The sequence below is a fragment of the Streptomyces sp. ISL-11 genome (genome assembly GCF_018614525.1).
Classification (GTDB): domain Bacteria; phylum Actinomycetota; class Actinomycetes; order Streptomycetales; family Streptomycetaceae; genus Streptomyces.
Genome location: NZ_JAGGOL010000008.1, coordinates 21765 through 46880 on the forward strand (window position 1 = coordinate 21765; position 25116 = coordinate 46880).

Below are 25116 nucleotides of genomic sequence, written 5' to 3' on the forward strand. Positions count from 1 at the left end.
AAAGGGGGATCAGGCGGTGGGCATGAAGCCGAGCAGGATGCCGGCGGTGAGCACGACGTAGTTGGCCAGCGACACCGTGCCCGTGGCCAGCAGTGTCGCCCCGCGGGGCTGGCGCACCAGCTGATAGGCGATCAGACCGGGCACGATGAAGCCGAGGGTCTGGTTGGCGTACATCAGCGGGAACTGCTGCTGGAGGATGACGTACAGGGTCGCCTGGAGCACCACGCCGGTGAGCACGACCGCGGCGAACAGCCGCTTGCCGTAGAGGATGACGTACCGCTGGAGCAGCAGCGTGGACAGGTACGTCAGCACGGTGATGCCGACGACCATGGCCGCGCGCTGGAGGTCCTCGACCAGGGTGAGGGCCAGCCAGCCGGGGGTGATCATGCCGCCGGGGGAGAGGTTGGTGGTGAGGTAGCAGACCAGCGAGAACAGCAGGCCCAGGGCGATCCCGATGGCGGCGATCTCCGGGGTGAGGACGGCGGGGATCAACGGAGCTCTCCTGAAGTCTGCGGTTCGTCGGTGGGCAGTTCGGCCAGCCGCTCCAGCAGCAGCTCGCCCTGGCCGTGGATGTTGCCGATGGCCACGAGCGAGGCGCCGGGTCCGAGCCGGCCCAGGATCTCGTTCTCCAGTTCGGCCGCGTCGCGGCGGTCGCCGCCGAGGTCGACGACCCGCTCGCGCCACTCGGCGGGGATCGCGTCGTGGGCGCTCTTTGTGGGGTGGCCGATCAGGAAGACGGAGTCGGGGGCCAGCCGGGGGATGATCTCGCCCATCTGGCCGTTGCGCTCGACGCGGTCGGGGCGGCAGTTGATCAGTACGTGCAGGGGGCGGTCGACGGCGCCGAGGCTCAGCAGCTGCTCGACGTTCATCAGGGTCGACTCGGGGTCGTTGGCCGCGAAGATGTTGGCGAAGCGGAAGGGCATGCCCTCGCGGGTGCGGTAGCGCTCCACCGACAGCACACCGGGGTCCGGCGGCGCGTCGTACATCCCGCGCAGCGCGGTGGCCCGGTCGACGCCGAGCAGCTCGGCGACGGCCAGCGCGATGGCCACGTTCTCCTTGAACGTGAACCAGCTGAAGCCCCGCAGCTCGGCGTCGCTGACGGTCTCCGGGTCCACGGCAATGAGCCTGCAGTCGCGCTTGGCGGCCTCCTCGCGCAGGATGTGCAGCCGGTCGCGCTCGGCCGTCACACAGATCCCGCCGTGCGGCATGGACCGGCTCAGCGACCGGGCGACGTCGTCGAGGGTCGGCCCCATCTCGGCGAGGTGGTCCTCGCGGACGTTGCACAGGACGCCGATGGTGCTGCGGATCAGCTTGGTCTGGTTGACCTCCTGGAGCGCGGGCATGACGGCCATGCACTCGATCACCAGGGCGTGCGGGCGGTAGGCGGCGGCGCGCCGGACGATGCCGATCTGCTCGACGACGTTGGCGATGCCGAACTTGCGGTAGACCGGCTCCTCGGTGGCGTCGGGGTGGATGAAGCGCGCCGCCGTTCCCGTGGTCTTGGCGACGGTGATCAGCCCGCCGCCGCGCAGCGCGCCCGCGCACAGCCGGGTGATGGAGCTCTTGCCGCGGATGCCGTTGATGAGCACCCGGGTGGGGATGAGGTCCAGGTTGGTGAAGTGGCGGCGTTGTTCGATGACCCCGGCGACCAGCACGATCGCGCAGCAGATCACCAGGACCGTGTAGAGGAAGAGCACGGGTCAGTTCCTTCCGAAGGGTCGCGCCAGCCGCTGCCGGATCAGTTCCAGGTTGCGTACGACCGCGCCCACCTCGTCGTGGTGCTGCGGGAAGAGGACGGTCTTGCGGTCACCGGTGGCCAGTGCCTCGGCCCGGTCGGCGAGGGCGCGCAGCGGGCGGATCACGATGATGTGCAGCCAGCCCAGGCAGGCGACGGCGGCGGTCACCCCGAGCAGGCCGGCGAGCATGGTGTGCCGCTCGGCGGTGTACTCGGGCAGCTCCAGCCAGGACGTCGGCTGTTCGCTCACGACCTGCCAGCCGAGGTCCTTGACGGCCCCGCCGCCGGTGAAGGGCGCGGCGGCCGCCAGGGAGGAGGAGCGCGAGGAGCGGTGCAGAATCGATTTTCCGTTGCTGTCCTTGCGGGCCTTGACCGCCAGGTCGTCCAGGTGACCGCCGGGCAGCTTGGAGAACGCGCGGAAGCCGTGCGGGCGGTCGGCGGCGATGATCCGGTGCTTGGCGTCGATCAGCCAGACCTGTCCGAGACCGGGCCGCGTCACCATGGAGATCAGGAACTGCGGGTCGTACTCGCCGACCACCGTACGGCCCTTGCCGTCCGGCACGGCGGCGTAGGCGGCGACGGCCGGTTCCTTGCCGGAGGTGTTGAGCTGGGCGACGGAGTCCTCGTAGGGCTTGTGCCCGGCGGGGTGGCGCGGCGTGGCACCGGCCCGGGTGAGGACCGTGCCCGCACCGTCGAGCACGTACACCGAGCGGTAGCGCGGGTGCTCGCGCAGCGTCGTCTCCAGGACGGCCTTGTCGGCGCTGTCGTCCTTGCCGCCGCCCGCGCCGACGATCTGAGCGACGGAGGCGACGTCGGCCCAGCCCTCGTTGAGCGCCTTGCGGACCCGGTCGGCGGCGGTGTCGGTACGGCGCCGCTGGTCCTCGACGAGCTGCTTGGGTACGGTCACGCCGCCGCCGGCGCGGTTGAGCAGCAGCAGGAGGGGCGCGGCCCACGCGAGCAGCAGGACACCGCAGCAGATGACGGTGGCGCGGGTGCCGAAGCCGCCGCGGGCCCGGCCGGTGCGCCCCGGCGCGCGCTCACCGAGGCACTGGCGGCGCAGGCTCTCCAGGGCGGCGCCGACACGGGCCGGTTCGCGGCCGCGGAAGCTCCGGACGGGACGGTCGAGTTCGCCGCGGCCGAGCCGGCGGCTCTCCACGTAGAGCTGGAGCAGCGGCCGCTGGACCGTGCGCATGAGCACCCAGGTCACCAGCAGCGCCAGGAGAAGCAGGATGCCCCCGGCCACCAGGCCGAACGCCTGCGTCCGCACGGCGTGCGAGTCCTGCGTGACCTTGACCGAGGTGATCACCGACAGGCCCAGGGCGCCGGCGGGGCTGCTCTCGCCGGGCGCGCGGGCGGCCGCCGCGTACCCCACGGCCGTACGGGTGTGGCCGCTGCCGCTCGTCCCCATCAGATGGCCGCTGGAACCGGGGTGGCCGCCGGGTTCGAAGGTCTTGGTGAAGTCCGCGGCGGCGGTCTTCGCGACCCGCTTGGCCCAGGACGTACGGGCCACCGAGGGGCCGTCGCTGGCCAGGACGGTGCCGGCCGAGTCGACGACGAGCAGGGAACGGTTCTCGCCGGTGGAGATGCCGGGGACGTTCAGGGTGCCGGAGGCGACGAGCAGGCGCGGGCGCTTGTCGCCGCCGGCGCGCAGGGCGGCCACGACCAGCATCCGCGTCTCGCCCGAGCGCAGCCGCACCAGCTGCGGGCCGAGGGCGTCCTGCGCGTCGCTCTTGCCGGTGCCGCCGCTCTTGAGGACGGTGCCGAGGGGGATGTTCTCGCCGCGCGCGGCGAGCAGGGTGCCGTCGGCCGGGTCGATGACGGCGATGCCGCGCCACTTGCTGTAGACCTTGCCGAGCTTGTCGAGGATGGTGTCGGCGGGCACGGGTGCGGGGCCGGTGAAGAGGGCCGCCGCGCGCTGGAGGTCGGTGACGCTCTCGTCCAGCGAGGCCCGCAGCGACAGGGCGCCGTCCTCGGCCACGCGTTGCTGCGAGGTGAGCACCGCGGTGTCGGTCCCCGCCCGGTCGCGGTCGCCCAGCACCAGGGCCGTCGCCCCCGCCACGGCCAGCAGCAGGGCCAGCAGCGCGGCGATCGGGGGCCGGGCGCCTCCGAGGAGGGGCATGTCGGCGCGACGGCGCATCTTGCGCCGGCGCGTACCGCGCGGAGCGGACAACATGATTCCTTTCGACCACGGCACGGGCTGGCCAGGACGACGGAATGCGTTGACTTGTCTGCGGCGCGTGCGGGTGAGGCGTGGAGCCGTTGAATCCTAAGCAATAATCAAAGCGTTTCCAAAAGGCCGCTGGGACACGCCCTATGTACGTGCATCTGCCAGTGACATGACGTAAGGGCCGGTGAGGGCGTGAGGCGCAGCGGAGTGCCGTGGTGGGGCGCGTTGCCCGACATGATGCTCAAGTCGGGCACACCGCATGCTCTTCGGGTCGCGCGATCCGTGCTGCCGCCGGTCGCCGCGCTCGTGCTGGCGCTGGGCACCCTCTCCGGCTGCTCGCACCCCTCCGACCCCGCCCGTCCGCCCACGGCCGTCGAACACCGCGCCACCGCGACGGAGACCGTGGACCTCCGGCAGCGGGTGACGGACTTCACCGACCGGATCACCCAGGCCGGCACCTACCGGGTGCCGGCCGAACGCGACCGCCGGGCCGTCGCCGACGGCGTCCGCGTCCTCCTGGGCGGCGATCGCGCCGGGGCGCTGCGGGCGCTGTCCAAGGCGGGCTACACCGTACGGACCCTCGTCGACCGCGTCGGCGCACGGCAGGTCGCCGAGGTCGCCGACGCCACCGCCGACGGCGAGGCCCGGCGCGGCTGGGGGCGGGTCTACGTGGATCTGCGCGGCCCGGCCCGCTGGCAGGTGCAGGTTCCGCACCCCACCGCCGACCAGCGCACCGAGCAGCTCGGCGTCGGCCTGTTGCGCGGCACTCCCGGCGGCGTCATGGTCCTGGCGGGCGCGCACCGCAACGCCGCGGGCGACGCCGCGGACGTGGCGCACCGGCGCGACTCCGTCTTCGCCGCGGTCTCCGACGCGCTCGCCGACCGGGGGCTACCCGCCCTCCAGGTGCACGGCTTCGCGGACAGCAGCCTGCCCGGCCAGGACGTGGTCGTCTCGACCGGCAAGGGCGACGCGGCACTGCCGTCGGCCCGCCGCCTGGCCGGGGCGCTGCGCGCGCGGGAGCTGAGGGCGTGCGAAGTGTGGGAGCGCTACTGCGGCCCCTTGGAGGGGCGCACGAATGTGGAGGGCGACCACGCGGCGGCGGCGGATGTGCCGTTCTTGCATGTGGAGCACAGTCGGCGGGTGCGGATGGACGACGGTCTCGTGGCGCAGGCGGTGGGCGCGCTGACGGAGGTTGTCGGCGAGTGGAGTGCGAGGCGGCCGTAGGTGGGAGAGGGCGAACGCTGCCCCTGCCCCGCGCTTTCACCGTTTCTTGTCCTCAATCGCCGGACGCGCTGGCCGCGCTGTGTCCTCAAACGCCGGACGGGCTGGAATGCAGCCTGTCCGGCGATTGAGGACACAGGCACAGCCAGCCCGTCCGGCGTTTGAGGACCGGGGTCCGGGGCGGAGCCCCGAACCCACCCACTCGGCGACGCTACGCGGGAACGCTCGCCACGCCCTCGGCCAGGAACCGCCGGCCGACGACCCGCTCGGAAACGCCCTCGCGGTCCAGGTACGGCGTGATGCCGCCCAGGTGGAACGGCCAGCCCGCGCCCGTGATCAGGCACAGGTCGATGTCCTGCGCCTCGGCGACGACGCCCTCGTCCAGCATCAGGCCGATCTCCTGCGCGACGGCGTCCAGGACCCGCTCGCGCACCTGCTCCTCGGTCAGGACGACGTCGCCCTGCTTGAGGAGCGCGGCGACCTCGGGGTCCAGCTCCGGCTTGCCGGAGTCGTAGACGTAGAAGCCGCGCTTGCCGGCCTTGACCACGGCGGCCAGGTTCGGCGAGACCGTGAAGCGGTCCGGGAAGGAACGGTTGAGCGTCTCGGAGACGTGCAGACCGATGGCCGGGCCGACTAGCTCCAGGAGCACCAGCGGGGACATCGGCAGACCGAGCGGCTCGACGGCCTTCTCGGCGGTGACCACCGGGGTGCCCTCGTCGATGACGTTCTGGATCTCGCCCATGAAGCGGGTGAGGATGCGGTTGACGACGAACGCCGGGGCGTCCTTCACCAGCACCGCGGTCTTCTTCAGCTTCTTGGCGACGCCGAAGGCGGTGGCCAGCGCGGCGTCGTCCGTCTGCTCGCCGCGGACGATCTCCAGCAGCGGGAGGATCGCGACCGGGTTGAAGAAGTGGAAGCCGACGACCCGCTCCGGGTGCTTCAGCTTCGACGCCATCTCGGAGACCGACAGCGAGGAGGTGTTGGTCGCCAGGATCGTGTGGGCCGGAACGACCGCCTCGACCTCGGCGAACACCTGCTGCTTGACGCCCATCTCCTCGAAGACGGCCTCGATGACGAAGTCCGCGTCGCCGAAGGCGGCGGCCTTGTCGAGGGAGCCCGTCACCGACGCCTTGAGGCGGTTGGCCTTGTCCTGGCCGATGCGGCCCTTGGCGAGCAGCTTGTCGATCTCGCCGTGGACGTAGCCCACGCCCTTGTCGATCCGCTCCTGGTCGATGTCGGTCAGCACGACCGGCACCTCCAGGCGGCGCAGGAACAGCAGGGCGAGCTGAGAGGCCATCAGGCCGGCGCCGACGACGCCCACCTTGGTGACCGGGCGGGCCAGCTTGCGGTCGGGGGCGCCGGCCGGGCGCTTGCCGCGCTTCTGCACCAGGTTGAAGGCGTAGATGCCGCTGCGCAGCTCGCCGCCCATGATCAGGTCCGCCAGGGCCTGGTCCTCGGCGTCGAAGCCGGCGCGCAGGTCACCGTTCTTCGCCGCGGCGATGATCTCCAGCGCGCGGTAGGCGGCCGGGGCCGCGCCGTGCACCTTGGAGTCCGCGATGAACCGGCCGCGCTCGACGGCCTGGTCCCACGCCTCGCCGCGGTCGATCTCCGGGCGTACGACCTCGGTCTCGCCCTTGAGGACGGACGCGGTCCAGAGCAGCGACTGCTCCAGGAAGTCGGCACCCTCGAAGATCGCGTCGGCGATGCCCAGGTCGAAGACCTGCTTGCCGCGCAGCTGCTTGTTCTGGTTGAGCGAGTTCTCGATGATGACCGAGACCGCGCGGTCGGCGCCGATGAGGTTCGGCAGCAGCGCGCAGCCGCCCCAGCCCGGGACGAGACCGAGGAAGACCTCGGGCAGCGAGAAGGCCGGGATGGCCTTGGACACCGTGCGGTACGAGCAGTGCAGGCCGACCTCGACGCCGCCGCCCATGGCCGCGCCGTTGTAGTACGCGAAGGTCGGCACCGCCAGCGACGACAGCCGCTTGAAGACGTCGTGGCCGCCCTTACCGATGGCCAGTGCGTCCTCGTGACGGGCCAGCAGCTCCACGCCCTTGAGGTCGGCGCCGACGGCGAAGATGAACGGCTTGCCGGTGACACCGACGCCGACGATCTTCCCGGCCGCGGCCTCCGCCTCGACCTGGTCGATCGCGGCGTCGAGGTTCGCGAGCGAACGCGGACCGAAGGTGGTCGGCTTGGTGTGGTCCAGGCCGTTGTCCAGCGTGATGAGCGCGAACGCGCCCGCACCGCCGGGAAGGTCGAAGTGGCGCACGTGCGCCTGCGTCACGACCTCACCGGGGAACAGCTCTGCCGCCCCCTTCAAAAGCTCAGCGGTCGTGCTCACTTGCTGCCTCCGTCGAAGTGCGGGTTCTCCCAGATGACCGTTCCGCCCATGCCGAGGCCGACACACATGGAGGTCAGGCCGTAGCGGACGTGCGGCTGCTCCTCGAACTGCCGGGCCAGCTGCGTCATCAGGCGCACGCCCGACGAGGCCAGCGGGTGGCCGAACGCGATCGCGCCGCCGTACTGGTTGACGCGCGGGTCGTCGTCCGCGATGCCGTAGTGGTCCAGGAGCGCGAGCACCTGCACCGCGTACGCCTCGTTCAGCTCGAACAGGCCGATGTCGTCGATCGTCAGGCCCGCCTTGGCGAGGGCCTTCTCGGTCGCCGGGATCGGGCCGTAGCCCATCACCTCGGGCTCGACGCCCACGAACGCGTACGACACCAGGCGCATGCGGACCGGCAGGCCCAGCTCGCGCGCCACGTCCTCGGCGGCGATCAGCGAGGCGGTGGCGCCGTCGTTGAGGCCGGAGGCGTTGCCCGGGGTGACCCGGCCGTGCGGGCGGAAGGGGGTCTTGAGGTTGGCGAGACCCTCCATCGTGGTGCCCGGGCGCATCGGCTCGTCGGCGGTGGCCAGGCCCCAGCCCAGCTCGCCGCCCTCGGGCGTGGTGCGGCGGATGGAGATCGGCACCAGGTCGGCCTGGATCTTGCCGTCGGCGTACGCCTTGGCGGCCTTCTCCTGGCTGCGGACGGCGTAGGCGTCCGAGCGCTCCTTGGTGAGCTGCGGGAAGCGGTCGTGCAGGTTCTCCGCCGTCATGCCCATGACGAGGGCGGAGTCGTCGACCAGCTTCTCCGACACGAAGCGCGGGTTGGGGTCCACGCCCTCGCCCATCGGGTGCCGGCCCATGTGCTCGACGCCGCCGGCCAGGGCGATGTCGTACGCGCCGAAGGAGACGCCACCGGCGACCGTCGTGACGGCGGTCATCGCACCGGCGCACATGCGGTCGATGGACATGCCGGGCACGGTCTGCGGCAGGCCCGCGAGCATGCCGGCGGTGCGGCCCAGGGTCAGGCCCTGGTCGCCGATCTGCGTGGTCGCGGCGATGGCGACCTCGTCGATCTTGGCGGGGTCCAGGTTCGGGTTGCGGCGCAGCAGCTCACGGATGCACTTGATGACGAGGTCGTCGGCGCGGGTCTCGTGGTAGATGCCCTTCGGGCCCGCCTTGCCGAACGGGGTGCGGACGCCGTCGACGAAGACGACGTCCCTAGCGGTACGAGGCACGTTGGCTCTCCTCCAAGGTGGATCGCTGCGCGCGGGCATGCCGGTACGGCGCCGCCGCGGCGCGGACTCATGCCTTCATGCTACTTGTGGGTAACCACGCTGCCCAGTCCCCTCCGGGGGCGGCGAAGGTCACATCGGAGATCCCGTGGAAAAGGCCCGGACCCCGCCGTTCCGGCGAGGTCCGGGCCTGTGCGCGTGCGGTCAGGCCGCCGGGGTGTTCAGCGCCGTGACCAGGATCGGCGTGACCTGTTCGATCTGCCAGGGACGGGCGCCGTGCGCGGCCAGCACCTCGGCCACGGCCTCGGGGGTCGCCTTCGCCGGGGGCTCCCAGCACAGGCGGCGCACCGTGTCGGGGGTGATCAGGTTCTCCTGCGGCATGGTGAGCCGCTCGGCCAGTGCCGACACCGCGGCGCGAGCCGCCGAGAGCCGGGCGGCGGCCACCGGGTCCTTGTCCGCCCACGCGCGCGGCGGCGGCGGGCCGGTCAGGGGCTGGCCGGGCTGCGGCAGCTCGGCGTCCGGGATCGCGCGGGCGCGGTCGATCGCCGCCTGCCACTGCTCCAGCTGCTTGCGGCTCATCCGGTGTCCGAAACCGGGCAGGGCCGCCAGGGCCTGCACGTTCGGCGGGGTGTTCAGGGCGGCCTCGATGATCGCGGCGTCGCCGAGCACCTTGCCCGGGGAGACGTCGCGCCGCTGGGCGATCTCGTCGCGGGCGGTCCACAGCTCGCGCACCACGGCCATCTGCCGGCGCCGGCGGACCTTGTGCATGCCGGAGGTACGGCGCCAGGGGTCCTTGCGCGGCGGGGCGGGCGGCGCCGCGGCGATCGCCGCGAACTCCTGGCGGGCCCACTCCAGCTTGCCCTGCCGCTCCAGCTCCTCCTCCAGCGCGTCGCGCAGGTCCACGAGGAGCTCCACGTCGAGCGCGGCGTAGCGCAGCCAGGGGTCGGGCAGCGGCCGGGTGGACCAGTCGACGGCGGAGTGGCCCTTCTCCAGGGCGTAGCCGAGGACGTTCTCGACCATGGCGCCGAGTCCCACTCTGGCGAACCCCGCGAGCCGTCCCGCGAGCTCCGTGTCGAAGAGCCGCGACGGCGTCATCCCTATCTCGCGCAGGCACGGCAGGTCCTGCGTGGCGGCGTGCAGCACCCATTCGGTGTCGCCGAGGGCCTCGCCGAGGGCGGAGAGGTCGGGGCAGCCCACCGGGTCGATGAGGGTGGAGCCCGCGCCTTCACGGCGCAGCTGTACGAGGTAGGCGCGCTGGCCGTAGCGGTAGCCGGAGGCACGCTCGGCGTCGACGGCGACGGGGCCGGAGCCCGCTGCGAACGCCGCGACGATCTCGGCCAGGGCATCGTTGTCGGCGACGACCGGCGGAATGCCTTCGCGTGGTTCCAGCAAGGGGATCGGCGCCGAATCGACGTCGTCCGGGGGGCCGCCCCCGGTGGTTCGCAGTGTCGTCTCTGCTGCGGTCTCTTGGGCGTCGGTCACCGCTCAAGGGTATCTGTGTATGGCAAGCGCCCGCCGACGGAACGTCCCCGTCGGCGGGCGTGGTGCCTTTTCGCCGCCTTCTCATGGGCCCGGTCCGCCCGTGGCGAGCGGTCAGTGGATGATGCCGGTGCGCAGGGCCACCGCGACCATGCCGGCCCGGTCGCCCGTGCCGAGCTTGCGCGCGATGCGGGCGAGGTGGCTCTTGACGGTGAGGGCGGACAGTCCCATCGAGACGCCGATGGCCTTGTTGGACTGGCCCTCCGCCACCAGCCGCAGTACCTCGACCTCCCGGCCGGACAGCTCGCGGTAACCGCCGGGGTGGCCGGGCGCGCCGGGCGGGCGGCGGTGCATGCGGGCCGCGGCGGCGGCGCCGATGGGGGCGGCGCCGGGGCGGCCGGGCAGGCCGAGATTGGTGCGGGTGCCGGTGACGACATAGCCTTTGACGCCGCCCGCGAGGGCGTTGCGCACGGCGCCGATGTCATCGGCGGCGGACAGGGCGAGACCGTTGGGCCAGCCGGCGGCACGGGTCTCGGAGAGCAGGGTGAGTCCCGAGCCGTCGGGAAGGTGGACGTCGGCCACGCAGATGTCGCGCGGATTGCCGACGCGGGGGCGCGCCTCCGCGATGGACGACGCCTCGATCACATCTCTCACCCCCAGCGCCCACAGGTGGCGGGTGACGGTGGAGCGGACACGGGGGTCGGCGACGACGACCATGGCCGTCGGTTTGTTCGGGCGGTAGGCGAGGCTCGCAGGTTGCTCGAGGAGAACGGACACCAAGCCTCCATGGGGGGAGTGGCGGGGACGGTGCCGACTTTGGGGGTAAGCCGGGGCGATCCGTATGGGAAGGGTCACAAGCCTCTTCGGCACCGAAGCGTCCCGGCTTTAGGGGAAGATCACGAATTGATGAGTAACAATTCGGGCAATTAGGACGGTTGATCGATCAACGACTCTGCGGATCGCGGCGCTGAGGAAGCGTCACCACCCCCGCGTCGGGCGACCCGCCCGGCGGCAGTCCCGCGATCTGGCAGAGTAGATCGCACCAGGCCGCGAGGTGTGCGGCGGTGTCCGGCACCCCCGCGCCGCCGCCCTGTTCGCCCTTGCGGCCCGGCCCCGCCGGCGGCTCCTCCGGGGACCACGACGCGCGGATCTCGATCCGTGTCGACGGCTCCCGGTCCCGCAGCCCGCCGAAGTAGTGCGAACTCGCCCGCGTGACCGTCCCGCTCGGCGCGCCGTACGGCACCCGGCGGGCCTCCAGCGCGCCCGTCAGCCACGTCCAGCACACCTCCGGCAGCAGCGGGTCCGCCGCCATCTCCGGCTCCAGGTCCGCGTGGACCAGCGTCACCAGCCGGAACGTACCGCCCCACGCCTCGTGCCCCGCCGGATCGTGCAGCAGGATCAGCCGCCCGTCCGCGAGTTCCTCGTCGTCGACGACGACCGCCGCCTCCAGGGCGTACGAGAAGGGGGCGAGCCGCTGGGGCGGCGGCGTCGCGTCGAGCTCGATCTCGGGTCGCAGACGTACCCCTTGCAACCCGGCCACCGCTTGCCGGAAGACGGACGGGGAGCCGTCCCCGTCCGCGTCGTCCGGACCATCCGAGAGGTGTCCCTGCGCCGCAGCCATGCCCGGAAGACTAGGCGGAAGCGGGCCCCGTTCCGGGTAGGGACACCCACATGGGCGGGTCACTCGTTCGGCCCGTGCGAAGATTTGGGACATGAGTGAGCGCACGGACGCCGGCCAGCCCGCCGGACAGCAGCAGACCGGCCGCACCGCGGCGTACGACTCGGCGTTCCTGCGGGCGTGCCGACGTGAGCCCGTACCGCACACGCCGGTGTGGTTCATGCGGCAGGCCGGACGCTCACTTCCGGAGTATCGCAAGGTGCGCGAGGGCATCCCGATGCTGGAGTCGTGCATGCGGCCCGAGCTCGTCACCGAGATCACTCTCCAGCCCGTGCGCCGCCACAACGTCGACGCCGCGATCTTCTTCAGCGACATCGTCGTCCCGCTGAAGGCCATCGGCGTCGACCTCGACATCAAGCCGGGCGTCGGCCCGGTCGTCGCGGAGCCGATCCGCACCCGCGCGGACCTGGAGCGGCTGCGCGCCCTCGCCCCCTTGGACGTCCCTTATGTCACCGAGGCCATCGGCATGCTCACCGCCGAGCTGGGCGCCACGCCGCTGATCGGCTTCGCCGGCGCGCCCTTCACCCTGGCCAGCTACCTCATCGAGGGCGGGCCGTCGCGGACGTACGAGAACACCAAGGCCATCATGTACGGCGACCCGCAGCTGTGGGCCGACCTCATGGACCGGCTCGCCGGCATCACCTCCGCCTTCCTGCGCGTTCAGATCGAGGCGGGCGCCAGCGCGGTCCAGCTCTTCGACTCCTGGGCCGGCGCCCTCGCCCCGGCCGACTACCGCCGCTACGTCATGCCGGCCTCCCGCAAGGTCTTCGACTCCGTCGCCGGCTACGACGTGCCGCGCATCCACTTCGGCGTGGGCACCGGCGAGCTGCTCGGCCTGATGGGCGAGGCCGGTGCGGACGTCGTCGGCGTCGACTGGCGCGTCCCGCTCGACGAGGCCGCCCGCCGCGTCGGCTCCGGCAAGGCGCTGCAGGGCAACCTCGACCCGACCGTTCTCTTCGCCCCGCGCGAGGCGGTGAAGGCGAAGACCGACGAGGTCCTGAAGGCGGCGAGCGGCCTGGAGGGCCATGTGTTCAACCTCGGTCATGGTGTGATGCCGACGACGGACCCGGACGCGCTCACCCACCTCGTCGAGTACGTTCACGAGCGGACGGTGCGCTAGCCGGTCGGCGCCGGGGTGGGGGACTTGCCCCTGCCCCGCGCTTCTCGCCGTTTCTTGTCCTCGATCGCCGGACGGGCTGGCTGTGCCGTGTCCTCGATCGCCGGACGGGCTGAAAATCAGCCCGTCCGGCGATCGAGGACAGAGGTCGGGGCGGAGCCCCGGTTACGAGGCCACGGCCGCGGCCGCGCGGCGGGCCGCCACCAGGACCGGGTCCCACACCGGAGAGAACGGCGGGGCGTAGCCCAGGTCCAGCGCCGTCATCGCCTCCACCGTCATCCGGGCGGTCAGGGCCACCGCCGCCACGTCCACCCGCTTCGCCGCGCCCTCGCGGCCGACGATCTGGACGCCCAGGAGACGGCCCGTACGGCGTTCGGCGAGCATCTTGACGGTCATCGGGCGGGCGCCGGGGAAGTAGCCGGCGCGGCTCGTCGACTCGGCCGTCACGGTCACGAACCGCAGGCCCTCCGCCCTGGCCTGGGCCTCCAGCAGGCCGGTGCGGGCGATCTCCAGATCGCAGACCTTGCTGACGGCCGTGCCGACCACGCCGGGGAACGTGGCGTAGCCGCCGCCGATGTTGGTGCCGATGACCTGGCCGTGCTTGTTGGCGTGGGTGCCCAGCGCGATGTGCCGGGTGCGGCCCGCGACCAGGTCCCACACCTCGACGCAGTCGCCGCCGGCCCAGACGTTCTCGTGGCCGCGCACCCGCATCGCCAGGTCCGTCAGCAGGCCGCCCGAGGCGCCGAGCGGCAGCCCGGCCGCGCGGGCGAGAGAGGTCTCCGGCCGCACCCCCAGGCCCAGGACCACCACATCGGCCGGATACTCCGCCGCGTCCGTGGCGACGGCGGCGACCTCGCCGTCCGGGCCGGTGCGGACTTCGGTGACCTCGGCGCCCGTGACCACCTCGATGCCCATGCCGCACATCGCGTCCCGCACCAGCCGGCCCATGTCCGGGTCGAGGGTCGACATCGGCTGCTCGGCGCGCTCGACGACCGTCACCGCGTAACCGCGCCGGACCAGCGCCTCGGCCATCTCCACGCCGATGTACCCGGCGCCGATGACCACCGCCCGGCGGCCCCGCGCCCGCTCCAGCCCGTCGATGAGGGCCTGCCCGTCGTCCAGGGTCTGCACGCCGTACACCCCGCGCGCGTCGATGCCGGGCAGCGGCGGCCGCACCGGCCGGGCGCCGGTCGCCACCACCAGGTGGTCGTAGCCGTGCCAGCTCTCCGCGCCGGACTCCAGGTCGCGGGCCCGCACCCGCTGCCCCTCGATGTCCAGCTCCGTCACCTCCGTGCGCGTCCGCAGGTCGATGCCGCGCTCGCGGTGCTCCTCGGCGGTCCGTGCGATCAGTGCGTCGGGCCCGTCGACCTCGCCGCCTGCCCAGTAGGGGATGCCGCACGCCGAATAGGACGTGAACCGGCCGCGTTCGAAGGCGGTGATCTCCAGTTCGCCGGGCTTCCTGCCCCTGCGCGCCCGGGAGGCCGCGGACATGCCCGCCGCGTCGCCCCCGATGACCACCAGTCGCTGTGCCGTCATCGTCCGCCCACCCTCTCGCCGTTCGGACGGCCCAGGCTAGACGCCCCCATCGCCGGGGGAGCCCTGGTGGGCTGACGTGCCGTCGGATGCCGGGGTGTCGGTGAAGTCCAGGAACACCGTCTCGCGTTCGCCGCGCAGCCGTACGTCGAAGCGGTAGGCGCGGTGGCGGGCGGGGTCCGGGGCGGCCAGCAGGGTCAGGCACCGGTCGGTCGGCAGGGAGGCGAGGAGGGGGTCCTCGGCGGGGAGGGTGAAGTAGACGCGGGTGAACAGGTGCCGGGTCAGGCCGCGGCTGAAGAGGCACAGCGCGAGGTAGGGGACGCCGCCGGGCAGCAGCGTGCGCAGCACGTAGTGGCCGTCGCGGCCGGTGGTGACGCGGGCGAAGCCCGTGAAGGACGCCCCGTCGCGGCACAGGCTGCCGGGCGCGCCCGCGAGCGAGCCGTCCCGGTCCGCCTGCCAGAACTCCAGCAGCGCGTCGGGTACGGGCGCGCCGGCGCCGTCGAAGACGTGGCCGTGCACGGTGACGGTCTCCGGGTGCCCGGTGGGCGCCACGTCGCCACCGCCGGGGAAGGGCAGGGCGTCACCGTAGAAGGGGCCGATGGTCTGGGACGGGGTGCCGGGCATCGCTATCCCGTGCATGTCAGCGGCCCTCCTCGGACCAGGTGGCGGCGGGCCCGTCCAGGACGATGTCCCAGCGGTAGCCGAGGGACCGGTCGGGGACGTTCAGAGCGGGGTCGTACGTGGCGACCAGGCGGGCGCGGTCGGCCGGGTCGGTGAGCGCGTTCCAGATCGCGTCGTGGGGCACGAGCGGGTCGCCGGGGAAGTACATCTGGGTGACCAGGCGCTGGGTGAAGGCCGTTCCGAAGAGGGAGAAGTGCAGGTGGGAGGGGCGCCAGGCGTTGGGGTGCAGGCCCCAGGGGTAGGCGCCGGGCCGGATGGTGGTGAAGCCGTAGCAGCCGTCGTCATCGGTCAGGCACCGTCCCGTGCCGGTGAAGTTCGGGTCCAGGGGCGCGTCGTGCCGGTCGTGCCGATGGGAGTAGCGGCCGGCGGCGTTGGCCTGCCACAGCTCCACGAGCTGGCCGCGCACCGGTCTGCCCCGGCGGTCCGTGATTCGCCCGCTGACGGTGATGCGTTCGCCCAGCGGTTCCCCGCGGTGCTGCCGCGTCAGATCGTGGTCCAGCGGCCCGACGTCGGCCGGCCCGAAGACGGGCCCCGCCAGCTCGACGGCGTCCGGATCCGGGGCGACGGCGACGAGCGGCTGCCGGGGGTGGCGCAGCGCGATGCCCTGGTAGGGGACGGCGGCGCGGGCGGCCCGGCCCGGTGCCCGTACCGGTGCGGGGGTGCCGCCGGCGTGTCCGCCGGCCGCCGCGTCACGAGGCGCGACGGCCTCTCGGCCTCTTTGTTCCCGAGGGGGTTCAGGTGCCATGGGCATGACCTACCCCGGCGGGCCACGGGTGATCCCGCCGGTCGGCCGGCCGGTCGGTCCGGCGGCCGTCCCCCCGTACTTCTCGGCCACTTCGGCGCCGCCGCCGGTGGCCTCTCCGGGGGCGGATTCACCACGGTTTCGCCGAACTCGCGGTGGTCTCAGCGTTCCAGGACCAGCGCCTGGCCTTGCCCGACGCCGACGCACAGCGCCGCCAGCCCCGTGCCCGAACCCGCCGCCGCCAGCTGGTGGGCGACCGAACCCGCCAGCCGGGCACCGGAGCAGCCCAGCGGATGGCCGATCGCGATCGCGCCGCCTCGGGGATTGACGATGCCGGTGTCCAGGTCGGGCCACTCCGCGAAGCACCCCAGCACCTGCGCGGCGTACGCCTCGTTGAGCTCGACGAGCGACAGGTCCGACCAGGAGCGGTCCGCCTTGTCCAGGGCGCGTCGCACGGCCTCGACGGGTCCGAGGCCGAAGAGATCCGGCTCGATCCCGGTGGTCGCCGACGCCCGTATGCGCGCGAGGGGTTCGCGGCCCGTCTCGCGCAGCCCCTCCTCGTCGCACAGCAGCAGCGCGGCGGCACCGTCGTTGAGGGAGGAGGAGTTGCCCGCGGTGACCGTGCCGCCCTCGCGGAAGGCCGGCCTGAGCCGGGCGAGGGCCTCGGTCGAGGTGGTGTCGCGGATGGTCTCGTCCCGGGGCAGCTCGATGCCGGGAAGCGGCACGACCTCGCCGTCGTAGGCGCCGTCGGCCCAGGCCCGTACCGCCTTCCGGTGGCTGGCGAGCGCGAACGCGTCCTGCTCCTCACGGGTGATGCCGTACTTGTCGGCGATCAGCTCGGCGCCCTCGCCCAGCGGTGTCGTCCACCGGGGCTCCATGGCGGGGTTGGTCATCCGCCAGCCCAGCGTCGTGGAGTAAAGCTCCTGATGGCCCGAGGGGAAGGCCCGGTCGGCCTTCGGCAGTACATAGGGGGCGCGTGTCATCGACTCGACGCCGCCCGCGACCACGACCGACGCGTCACCGACGGCGATGGCACGGTAGGCGTGCACGACGGCCTCCAGGCCGGAGGCACACAGCCGGTTGACGGTCACACCGGGCACGGACACCGGCAGTCCGGCGAGCAGCACGGCCATCCGGGCGACGTTGCGATTGTCCTCGCCGGCGCCGTTGGCGTTGCCCAGGACGACGTCGTCGACCCGCGCGGGATCGAGGGCGGGCGCCCGGCCGACGACCGCGCGCACGACGTGCGCCGCCAGGTCGTCGGGGCGTACGGAGGCGAGGGCACCGCCGTACTTGCCGACCGGGGTGCGCACGGCGTCGACGATGTACACATCCCGGATGCGGTCGTTCATGGCTGCTCCTTGAGCGCTCGGGCGGGCGAGGGCGGGCGGGGACGGGCGGGTGGTGCGGCCTGCCGGTGGCGTGCCGGGGCGGCGGGGGGCCGTCGTCGGCCGCGCGTCCCCCTTCCGCATCGCACCAACCTCCACTTCGCACCAACCGAACGTTCGGTCATGGCGGATCCCATGACGAGTCTCCGCATGCGGCCCATCGCTGTCAACGGTGCCGAGGGTGCGGGAGGCCCTCGCCGGCCCCGCCGGCCCCGCCGGGCGCGCGGCCCCGGCCCCGACGGCCGTCGCGTCGCGGCCGACCGGCCGACCGGGGCCCGGCGAGCGTTTGAGAGAGTAGGCGCCATGAGCGCAGCGGACACTCCCAGGCACCATGTGGTCGTCATCGGCGGCGGGATCTCGGGGCTGGCGGCGGCCCACCGGCTGGTGGGCCGCGGCGTGCGCGTCACGGTCCTGGAGGGCTCCGGCCGCCTCGGTGGCAAGCTGCTGGCGGGCGGGATCGCGGGCGTTCCCGTGGACCTGGGCGCGGAGTCGATGCTGGCCCGGCGCCCCGAGGCGGTCGCGCTGGCGCGCGCCGTCGGTCTCGCCGACCGGCTGCGGCCGCCCTCCGCCACCGCGATGCTGTGGACCCGCGGCGAGCTCCGGCCGCTGCCCAAGGGCCACATGATGGGCGTGCCCGGTGACCTCGCCGAGGTGGCCGCCTCCGGCGTCCTCTCGGCCGAGGGCCTGCGCCGCGTGGCCCAGGACGAGGAACTGCCGCCCACCGAGCTCGGCGACGACGTCGCCATCGGCGCGTACATCGCCGAGCGGATGGGCCGCGAGGTCGTGGACCGGCTGGTGGAGCCCCTGCTGGGTGGCGTCTACGCGGGCGACGCCTACCGCATCTCCATGCGGACGGCCGTGCCCCAGCTGTTCGAGGCCGCCCGGTCGCACCGCTCGCTCACCGAGGCCGTACGGGACCTCCAGGCGCGCGCCGCCGCCCGGCAGCCGGGCGGACCGGTCTTCATGGGCATCGAGGGCGGCATCGGCCTGCTGCCGGGCGCCGTCGCCGACGCGGTGCGCGCCGCCGGCGGCGACATCCGGCCGGACACCCCGGTGCGTGACCTGCGGTGGACCGGTGACCGGTGGGAGATCCAGGTGCCGGAGGGGACGGTGGAGGCCGACGCGGTCGTCCTCGCCGTGCCGGCACCGGCGGCGGGACGGGTTCTGCGGCACGCCGCTCCCGCGGCCGCCGCCGAGCTCGGCTCCGTCGAGTACGCCTCCATGGCGCTGGTCACCATGGCGTTCCGCCGCTCCGACACCGAGGGGCTCGCGCACGGCAGCGGTTTCCTCGTGCCGCCCGTCGACGGCCGCACGATCAAGGCGTCCACCTTCTCCAGCAACAAGTGGCGCTGGAACGCGGACGCCGACCCGGATCTCTTCGTCCTGCGTACCTCGATCGGGCGGTTTGGTGACGAGGCGGATCTGGAGCGCGAGGATTCCGAGCTGGTATCGATGTCGCTGAAGGACCTCGGCGACGCCGTGGGCCTCACGGCGGCGCCCGTCGAGAGCGTCGTCACCCGCTGGGACGGCGGCCTGCCGCAGTACCCGGTCGGGCACCAGGCCCGCGTCGCCCGGGTACGGGACCACGTCGCGCGCCTTCCCGGCCTGCGGGTCTGCGGTGCCGCGTACGACGGCGTGGGCATCCCCGCCTGTATCGCCGACGGGCAGAGGGCCGCCGAGGAGGTACTCGCGACCCTGACGGCGGGCGCCGGAACGAACGAGTGAGAATAGGGACATGACTGACGCCCCCGAGAAGACCCCGAACGCCGGCAAGAAGGCCAAGGACCTCAACGAGGTCATCCGCTACACCCTCTGGTCGGTGTTCAAGCTCCGCGACGTCCTGCCGCAGGACCGCTCCGGTTACGCCGACGAGGTGGAGGAGCTGTTCGCGCAGCTCGCCGAGAAGGACGTGACCGTGCGCGGCACGTACGACCTCTCCGGTCTGCGCGCCGACGCCGACGTCATGATCTGGTGGCACTCCGAGACCTCGGACGCCCTCCAGGACGCGTACAACCTCTTCCGCCGCACCCGGCTGGGCCGCGCGCTGGAGCCGGTCTGGTCGAACATGGCGCTGCACCGCCCCGCGGAGTTCAACAAGTCGCACATCCCGGCGTTCCTCGCCGACGAGACCCCGCGCGACTACGTGAGCGTCTACCCCTTCGTCCGCTCCTACGACTGGTACCTGCTGCCCGACGAGGACCGCCGGCGCATGCTCGCCGACCACGGCAAGATGGCGCGCGGCTACCCGGACGTGCGGGCCAACACCGTCGCCTCGTTCTCGCTGGGCGACTACGAGTGGATCCTCGCCTTCGAGGCCGACGAGCTGTACCGGATCGTCGACCTCATGCGTCACCTGCGCGCCTCCGAGGCGCGTATGCACGTCCGCGAAGAGGTGCCCTTCTACACCGGCCGCCGCAAGGCCGTCGCCGAACTGGTCGCCGGCCTCGCGTAACCCGTTCCCGCGCGCCCGCGCCGGTCACCGACCCCGGGCGGCACGGCCCGTGGCGCACCCGGGGCGTCATTCGTCGGCCGTCGGCGCCGGTTCCGGGCGCGGCGCGCACCACGCGCGCCGGCCCGGGACGGCGCCGGTCAGCAAGTAGCGCTCGGTGTGGGCGTTGACGCACGCGTTGGGCCCGTACGCGATGCCGTGGGTGCCCGCGCCCCGCTCGGTGACCAGTGCCGAACCCGGCAGTCTGCGCTGGAGTTCCAGTGCGCCGGGATAGGGCGTGGCCGCGTCCCGTTCGGCGGCCAGCACCAGCGTGCGCGGCAGTGCGTGGCGGCCCACCCGGACGTCGGCCGGCCGCTGCCGGGGCGTGGTCCAGAAGGCGCACGGCAGGTTCATCCAGGCGTTCGTCCACGTCTCGAACGGTGCCCGCCGGGCGAGCAGGGTGTTGTCCCGGTCCCACACCGCCCAGGACTTCGGCCACTCCGCGTCGTTGCACTCGACCGCCGTGTAGACGGCGTTGCTGTTCTCCTCGGCCCGCGCGGACGCCGGGTCGGGCATCGCGAGGGCGCGCAGCGGCTTGTCGTCGCCGCGCAGGTACGCCGCGAGGGCGTGCGCGTTGCCCGCCCAGTGGCTGTCGGCGTAGCCGGCCTGGAGGAGCGCGGCCTGGAGCTGGCCGGGGCCGATCTTCCCGCCGACGGGCCGCCGGGCCAGTCGGCCGCTTGCCCGGTCGTAGGAGTTCCGCACCTGCTGCCGGGTGCGGCCCAGGTGGTAGACGGCGTCGTGCCGGGCCACCCAGCGGCACCAGTCGTTCCAGCGCCGCTCGAAGGCCGCGGACTGGTCCAGGTTGCTGCGGTACCAGATCTTGCGCGGCGAGGGGTTGACCACGCTGTCGAAGACCATGCGGCGCACGTGTCCGGGGAACAGCGTGGCGTAGAGCGCGCCGAAGTACGTGCCGTAGGACGCGCCCATGTACGTGAGCCGCCGCTCGCCGAGCGCGGCGCGCAGCACGTCGAGGTCGCGGGCGTTGTTCAGGCTGGTGAAGTGCGGCAGGTCCCGCCCGATCCGGCGGGCGCAGCCCTTGGCGTACGCCTTCGCCTGCGCGATCCGCTCCCGCTTGTACGCCTCGGAGGGGTGCTCGGGCGCCTGCGTGGGTGCCTGGACGAAGCGCGCCGGGTCCATGCAGGACAGCGGCGCCGAGCGGCCGACGCCGCGGGGCGCGTACCCGACGAAGTCGTACGCCCTGGCCGTCGCCCGGTACTGCTGGACGCCGGCGAGCAGCGGGAAGAACATCCCGGAGCCGCCCGGTCCGCCGGGGTTGTAGACGAGCGCGCCCTGGTGTTCGGCGCGGCTGCCGGTCGCGCGGGCGCGGCTGACGGTGAGGGAGATGTGCTTGCCGGAGGGGCGCGCGTAGTCCAGGGGCACGGAGACGGTGCCGCACCGGACGGGCGCGGACAGTCGCTCGGCGGCCGGGCAGGCGCCCCAGCGGATGCCCCGCGCGGCGGCCAGCCGGGCGGCGGTGGCCACGCCGCGGGTCGCGTCGTCCGGGCGGGCCCCGTCGAGGGCGTCGGCGGGCAGGGTGGTGAGCGCGGAGAGGACCAGTGATCCGAGGGCTCCGTACAGGGCTGCTGCTCTCACTGGCCATCCCTTCTCGGCTTATGCGACAAAAGGGATAATTCGTGCGGCGGTTGGCGAAGTAAAGCACCGACGCCCGTGTCGGTCGCAATGGGCTCGTTGGGATCAGCCGGCGTTTCAGTACCGGTGGTCGCGCAGGTGGGCACAGAGGGCGGCGCGCAGTTCCGGGTCGGCGACGGCCTTGCGGCCGCGCACGGCGAGCGCCGTGAGGAAGCCCGTGTCGTCGGGCGCGCCGGAGTCCTCCCGGTCGGTGCGGCGGGGCGACGTGGCGGCGACGCGCTCCAGCAGTTCCTGTCCCGCCGGTGAGGCCCAGAGCGTGTACGGGGGGACCTCTATCCGGGCGATCAGCAGGCAGGCCGCCGTCAGCAGCCACGGCAGCGCGAACCAGGCCGCGGCCTGCCCCCGGCCCGGCGTCTCCGGCGGCACCATCAGCACGGCCGCGGCCCCGGCGACCACCACCAGCGCACAGGCGCCGCGCACCTGGCGGATCGCCGCCGAGACGTTCGTGCGGACGGGGTCGGGCACCGCGAGGCCGGCCGCGACCAGCCGGTCGGCCAGCGCCCGTACGGCGTCGGCGGCGGCGTGCGCGGTGCGGACGGTGGGCACCGGCGACTGGCCCTCCGGCCCGATCGCGGTGATCACCGAACGCTCCAGCTCGTCACGGCCGACCGGGTCGACGACCGTCGCCCAGCCGGTGTGCGCCAGCAGCAGCCGCCGCTGGCGGCCCATCGTGACCAGTGCCAGGTCGGTGACCCGGTGCGGTCCGCCGGCCAGGAACGCCGTCTCGTACAGGGTCAGGGCGCGCCCTTGGCCCGCGTCCGGGGCGTGCTCCGGAGGCCGGCCCGCGGCGGCCGCCGCCAGACACAGGCGTCCACAGGTGAGGAACGCCGCGGCCCAGGCGAGGAGCAGGAAGATGACCCACATGGCGGATTTCTACTCGATCCGCCCATGATCCCGCCATCGTTTGTTCATGATTCGGGCACAAGCCGGTGCGTGATGAGTGGTTGCCGGCCGTCCGTCCGCGGCGGCCGGTGGAGGCGCCCGGGGCGGACTCACTGCTTTTCGGGCGGTGCGGGGGTCTCGGAGGTGCCGGGGGAGGGGGAGTCGGGAGCCGGCGCGGACGCGTCCGTCCGCGGGGCCCGGCCGGGTTCGGCGGTCCCGGCGGCGGATTCGGTGGGCGACGCGCCGCGGGTGGCGGCCGGGGGCAGCGGGGGGACGGCGGTGGAACCGGGGTCCGGCACCCGGGCGGTGCCGAAGGACGGCGGGAGGGAGAGCCGGGGCTTCGTCCGGGCCGCGATCGCGTCGAAGTCGATCAGGCCGGTGTCCTCCAGCACCTTGATGTGATCCAGGACGGTGGTGTTCGCGTCGTCGGCCAGCTCCCGCACCGCGGTATTGCGCGTCGTCGCCCGTACCTGGGCGACGACGGTGAAGACCGCGCCGTGCGCGAGCCGCAGGACGTTGGTGAACTCCCGGTCGTACGCGCCGCCGTACGCGCCGCCGTGCGCGCCGCTGAGCCGGGTGAGCCACTGGCGCTGCTGCGCGCTGGGCTGGCTGGGCAGTTCGAGCCCCAGCCGGCTCGCCACGTCGCGGACGTGCCGGTCGAGCGCGGTGTGGCCCTCGACGAGATGCTCGCCCGCCCGCCGGACGCCCGCCGTGGTGCCGCGCTCCTCGGCCTGCTGCCCGGCGGGCAGCTCCCAGAGCCCGGCCAGCCGGACCCGTTCGACGAAGTCGCGGTCGAGCGCGGACAGCGGCCCGTACGGCGTGGCCACGGCCCCGGCCGTGAGGTCGACGGTGCCGGTGCCCGTGCGGTCGCTGTACGTCCACAGGGGGAACAGCAGCGCGGTCACGGTCGCCGCGAGAGCGGTGACGACCAGACCGGTGCCGGTGAAAGATCGCATGATGCCTCCTCGTGCGGCACCGCACGGTAGGCCCTCGGCGCTGATCCTCACGGAGATTCGGACCGGCCGGCCGTGGGGCAGGCCGCCCGAATCAGCGGCTGGCCTGGGCGTCCGCCCGTCGCGGATTTCTTTCGCGGGCGTGTGGGCTGCGTCACTGCCGGAGGAAGAACACCCGTGCCCCGTGGGGCGGTTGGTACGTTGACCGATTCCGCGCGCGCCGCCGGGCGGCTCCGGGCGCTGGTGAGGCCCCGCGATCGGGGGGATGTCGCGGGGCCTCACGCGGTGAACGGGTGGAGGACCGGGTTGGTTCCCGCGCTTATGCGGCAATATGGCGGGTGGGGGTGGTGCGCGTGCGGGACCGGCCGGACGGCAAGCGGAGCGCGAACGGCAAGAGCTTCGACCCCGAGAGGCTCTTCCTGCCACCCGACGACGACCTCGCCCCCAACCGGCCGGGCGAGACCCTCCGGGCGCGCTTGGACGCGTCGGGCACCGGCCGCGCCGCGCTCGTCCTCGCCCGGCTGCTCGGCCGGCGGCCCGTGGAGGACGTCTGGCGCCGGGCGCTGGCCGCCGAGCAGGCCGTCGGGGCGGCACTGGAGGAGCTGACGGCCGGGGGCTGGGACGTGGTGCACTCCGTCGTCCTGCCGGGCGACACGGTCGTCTCCCACCTGCTGATAGGCCCTGGCGGTGTCTTCGCCGTCGCCGCGACGGCGGGCCGACGGGCGCACGTCCACGTGGGAGAGACCCTGGTCCGCCTGTCCCGGGAGCGGCAGTCGCTCCCGTACGTCCGCGAGATCCGGCACGCCGCGGCGCGGGCCTCTCACGTGCTGTCGCGGGGGTGCGGCTTCCTGGTCCGGGTGCGGCCGGTCCTGGTGGTCGTCGGCGCTGCGAGCCTGGAGGTGGCCCCCGAGCTGGACGACGTGCGGGTGCTGCGCGAGACGGAGGTGTCCGGCCTGGGCGCGGAGGCCGGCGAGCTGCACCCCCGCCGGGCCGACCGGGTCCACACCGTCGCCCGCAACCGCCGGGTGTGGCTCTGGGCGTGAGGGCGCGTGCGGCTCCCGCCGGGGGTTGGGTGGTGTCCTGCGGGATCTTCGGCTGCGGGCCGGCTTTGCCGCGTGGCCGCCTGCGGCGGGGCGGGTCGTCTTTGCCGCCTGCGGCGGCGGGCGCCCTGCGGGCGCGTCCTCAATCGCCGGACGGGCTGATTGTGGCTGAGCTCAGCCACAATCAGCCCGTTGGGGGCACCTCCCAGCGGTAGCTGGGGGAGATTGAGGACACCACCGCGCAGCGGTGGGCGCACGACACGGCCCGCAGCCGCCCGCTCACATGATCCGCCGGGCACCGCCCGGCTAGGGCAGCGGCTGGCGCGGCCCGGGGAAGGCGGGGGTCAGGAGTGCGCGCAGCAGCGCCTCGTCCGTGGGCGGCAACTCGGCGACGAACCGCGCCAGCACGACCTCCCGGTCGGCCGGGCCGTCGAGGATCTTGCGCATCCGGCGCGCGGCCAGCCCCGCCTCGTCGGTCACCGGCGCGTAGGCGTAGGCGCGGCCGCGCGGGGTGCGGGTGAGGACCTCCTTGCCGAGCAACCGGCTCAGGATCGTCACCACCGTGCTGTACGTCAGCTCGCCCGCCAGCCGGCTCTGCACCTCGCGGGGCGTGAGCGGACCCTCGGCCCGCTGCAGCGCGGCGAGCACCTCGCCCTCCAGCGCGCCGTTGGCACGGCGTCGGCCGTGGCGTGCCGCGGCGGGGGTCGGTGTGACGGTTTCCATGGCGTGCCGCGTTCCTTCTGCTGGTCTCGCGTATGGCTGTGTGCCGGACCGCTGTCCGCATTTACAGGGATGTAAAAACGATAC

21 protein-coding genes are annotated in these 25116 nt (G+C 73.4%); 5 read left to right on the top strand and 16 right to left on the bottom strand.

Translation table 11 applies throughout. The features are described 5' to 3' along the window. Positions 1–9: 9 nt before the first annotated feature. From J7E86_RS01645 to J7E86_RS01655, 3 genes are read right to left on the bottom strand one after another with little or no spacing between them, the layout of a single operon-like run. Positions 10–492, bottom strand: coding sequence for a poly-gamma-glutamate biosynthesis protein PgsC/CapC (locus J7E86_RS01645; RefSeq protein WP_130881708.1), 483 nt, complete (start codon positions 490–492; stop codon positions 10–12). Beyond that, positions 489–1697 (bottom strand): poly-gamma-glutamate synthase PgsB, encoded by a 1209-nt coding sequence (gene pgsB / locus J7E86_RS01650; protein WP_215078980.1) that lies wholly within the window; start codon positions 1695–1697, stop codon positions 489–491. The genes J7E86_RS01645 and pgsB overlap by 4 nt, the downstream gene beginning before the upstream one ends. 3 nt (positions 1698–1700) lie before the next feature. Next, positions 1701–3908, bottom strand: a complete 2208-nt coding sequence (locus tag J7E86_RS01655) for a HAMP domain-containing protein (protein ID WP_251018519.1) — start codon at positions 3906–3908, stop codon at positions 1701–1703. Positions 3909–4094: 186 nt separating this feature from the next. Between J7E86_RS01655 and J7E86_RS01660 the strand changes: the two genes are divergently transcribed. Beyond that, positions 4095–5126: a hypothetical protein gene (locus tag J7E86_RS01660; RefSeq protein WP_215078982.1), complete on the top strand. Its 1032-nt coding sequence runs from the start codon at positions 4095–4097 to the stop codon at positions 5124–5126. A gap of 208 nt (positions 5127–5334) precedes the next feature. Here J7E86_RS01660 and J7E86_RS01665 read toward each other — a convergent pair whose 3' ends face one another. The 5 genes from J7E86_RS01665 to J7E86_RS01685 form a co-directional block, all read right to left on the bottom strand. Next, entirely contained in the window at positions 5335–7464 is a 2130-nt protein-coding gene (locus J7E86_RS01665; RefSeq protein WP_215078984.1) for a 3-hydroxyacyl-CoA dehydrogenase NAD-binding domain-containing protein, read from the bottom strand. After that, on the bottom strand, positions 7461–8681 hold the full coding sequence (locus tag J7E86_RS01670) for an acetyl-CoA C-acyltransferase (RefSeq protein WP_215078986.1): 1221 nt from the start codon (positions 8679–8681) through the stop codon (positions 7461–7463). Before J7E86_RS01670 ends, J7E86_RS01665 begins: the two co-directional genes overlap by 4 nt. 201 nt (positions 8682–8882) lie before the next feature. Next, the gene (locus J7E86_RS01675) at positions 8883–10160 is read right to left on the bottom strand and encodes a ribonuclease D (RefSeq protein ID WP_215078988.1); all 1278 of its coding nucleotides are present in this window, start codon (positions 10158–10160) and stop codon (positions 8883–8885) included. A gap of 111 nt (positions 10161–10271) precedes the next feature. Then, a complete protein-coding gene (locus J7E86_RS01680) occupies positions 10272–10934 on the bottom strand; it encodes a response regulator transcription factor (protein ID WP_215078990.1) in 663 nt (220 codons plus the stop codon). 166 nt (positions 10935–11100) lie between these two features. After that, positions 11101–11778: a DUF3000 domain-containing protein gene (locus J7E86_RS01685; protein WP_215078992.1), complete on the bottom strand. Its 678-nt coding sequence runs from the start codon at positions 11776–11778 to the stop codon at positions 11101–11103. Between the two features lie 91 nt (positions 11779–11869). Here J7E86_RS01685 and hemE point away from each other — a divergent pair, with 91 nt between their 5' ends. Next, positions 11870–12955: a uroporphyrinogen decarboxylase gene (gene hemE / locus J7E86_RS01690; RefSeq protein WP_215078994.1), complete on the top strand. Its 1086-nt coding sequence runs from the start codon at positions 11870–11872 to the stop codon at positions 12953–12955. A gap of 162 nt (positions 12956–13117) precedes the next feature. On the opposite strand, the gene J7E86_RS01695 is transcribed toward hemE, so the two are convergent. The 4 genes from J7E86_RS01695 to J7E86_RS01710 form a co-directional block, all read right to left on the bottom strand. Then, complete coding sequence (locus J7E86_RS01695) at positions 13118–14488, bottom strand: FAD-dependent oxidoreductase (RefSeq protein ID WP_215078995.1); 1371 nt, start codon at positions 14486–14488, stop codon at positions 13118–13120. Positions 14489–14524: 36 nt separating this feature from the next. Continuing rightward, positions 14525–15124, bottom strand: a complete 600-nt coding sequence (pcaG, locus tag J7E86_RS01700) for a protocatechuate 3,4-dioxygenase subunit alpha (RefSeq protein WP_251018520.1) — start codon at positions 15122–15124, stop codon at positions 14525–14527. Between the two features lies 1 nt (position 15125). Further along, complete coding sequence (gene pcaH, locus J7E86_RS01705; protein WP_374223752.1) at positions 15126–15917, bottom strand: protocatechuate 3,4-dioxygenase subunit beta; 792 nt, start codon at positions 15915–15917, stop codon at positions 15126–15128. Positions 15918–16069: 152 nt separating this feature from the next. Further along, complete coding sequence (locus J7E86_RS01710; RefSeq protein ID WP_215078999.1) at positions 16070–17260, bottom strand: thiolase family protein; 1191 nt, start codon at positions 17258–17260, stop codon at positions 16070–16072. A 339-nt stretch (positions 17261–17599) separates the two neighbouring features. On the opposite strand from J7E86_RS01710, the gene hemG reads away from it, so the two are divergent. Together hemG and hemQ are read left to right on the top strand one after the other, a co-directional pair. Further along, entirely contained in the window at positions 17600–19021 is a 1422-nt protein-coding gene (hemG, locus tag J7E86_RS01715) for a protoporphyrinogen oxidase (protein WP_215079000.1), read from the top strand. Positions 19022–19031: 10 nt separating this feature from the next. Then, a complete protein-coding gene (hemQ, locus tag J7E86_RS01720; RefSeq protein WP_215079002.1) occupies positions 19032–19748 on the top strand; it encodes a hydrogen peroxide-dependent heme synthase in 717 nt (238 codons plus the stop codon). Positions 19749–19814: 66 nt separating this feature from the next. Here the strand turns inward: hemQ and J7E86_RS01725 are convergent, their stop codons facing one another. The 3 genes from J7E86_RS01725 to J7E86_RS01735 all read right to left on the bottom strand — a co-directional run bounded on the left by J7E86_RS01725 (position 19815) and on the right by J7E86_RS01735 (position 23272). Further along, on the bottom strand, positions 19815–21377 hold the full coding sequence (locus J7E86_RS01725; protein WP_215079004.1) for an alpha/beta hydrolase: 1563 nt from the start codon (positions 21375–21377) through the stop codon (positions 19815–19817). 114 nt (positions 21378–21491) lie between these two features. Then, positions 21492–22298 (bottom strand): TIGR04222 domain-containing membrane protein, encoded by an 807-nt coding sequence (locus tag J7E86_RS01730; RefSeq protein WP_215079006.1) that lies wholly within the window; start codon positions 22296–22298, stop codon positions 21492–21494. Positions 22299–22426: 128 nt separating this feature from the next. Further along, positions 22427–23272, bottom strand: a complete 846-nt coding sequence (locus J7E86_RS01735; protein WP_215079008.1) for a DUF4142 domain-containing protein — start codon at positions 23270–23272, stop codon at positions 22427–22429. A gap of 350 nt (positions 23273–23622) precedes the next feature. On the opposite strand from J7E86_RS01735, the gene J7E86_RS01740 reads away from it, so the two are divergent. Beyond that, positions 23623–24312 (top strand): nuclease-related domain-containing protein, encoded by a 690-nt coding sequence (locus tag J7E86_RS01740; protein ID WP_215079010.1) that lies wholly within the window; start codon positions 23623–23625, stop codon positions 24310–24312. A 303-nt stretch (positions 24313–24615) separates the two neighbouring features. Here the strand turns inward: J7E86_RS01740 and J7E86_RS01745 are convergent, their stop codons facing one another. Continuing rightward, positions 24616–25032 (bottom strand): BlaI/MecI/CopY family transcriptional regulator, encoded by a 417-nt coding sequence (locus J7E86_RS01745; RefSeq protein WP_215079012.1) that lies wholly within the window; start codon positions 25030–25032, stop codon positions 24616–24618. Positions 25033–25116: the final 84 nt, after the last annotated feature.

Bases quoted from the DNA above. Each gene is read 5' to 3' on its own strand.
- J7E86_RS01655 (WP_251018519.1), bottom strand. From the start codon at position 3,908: ATGTTGTCCGCTCCGCGCGGTACGCGCCGGCGCAAGATGCGCCGTCGC.
- J7E86_RS01685 (WP_215078992.1), bottom strand. From the start codon at position 11,778: ATGGCTGCGGCGCAGGGACACCTCTCGGATGGTCCGGACGACGCGGAC.
- hemE (WP_215078994.1), top strand. From the start codon at position 11,870: ATGAGTGAGCGCACGGACGCCGGCCAGCCCGCCGGACAGCAGCAGACC.
- J7E86_RS01695 (WP_215078995.1), bottom strand. From the start codon at position 14,488: ATGACGGCACAGCGACTGGTGGTCATCGGGGGCGACGCGGCGGGCATG.
- pcaG (WP_251018520.1), bottom strand. From the start codon at position 15,124: ATGCACGGGATAGCGATGCCCGGCACCCCGTCCCAGACCATCGGCCCC.
- pcaH (WP_374223752.1), bottom strand. From the start codon at position 15,917: ATGCCCATGGCACCTGAACCCCCTCGGGAACAAAGAGGCCGAGAGGCC.
- J7E86_RS01710 (WP_215078999.1), bottom strand. From the start codon at position 17,260: ATGAACGACCGCATCCGGGATGTGTACATCGTCGACGCCGTGCGCACC.
- hemG (WP_215079000.1), top strand. From the start codon at position 17,600: ATGAGCGCAGCGGACACTCCCAGGCACCATGTGGTCGTCATCGGCGGC.
- hemQ (WP_215079002.1), top strand. From the start codon at position 19,032: ATGACTGACGCCCCCGAGAAGACCCCGAACGCCGGCAAGAAGGCCAAG.
- J7E86_RS01730 (WP_215079006.1), bottom strand. From the start codon at position 22,298: ATGTGGGTCATCTTCCTGCTCCTCGCCTGGGCCGCGGCGTTCCTCACC.
- J7E86_RS01735 (WP_215079008.1), bottom strand. From the start codon at position 23,272: ATGCGATCTTTCACCGGCACCGGTCTGGTCGTCACCGCTCTCGCGGCG.
- J7E86_RS01745 (WP_215079012.1), bottom strand. From the start codon at position 25,032: ATGGAAACCGTCACACCGACCCCCGCCGCGGCACGCCACGGCCGACGC.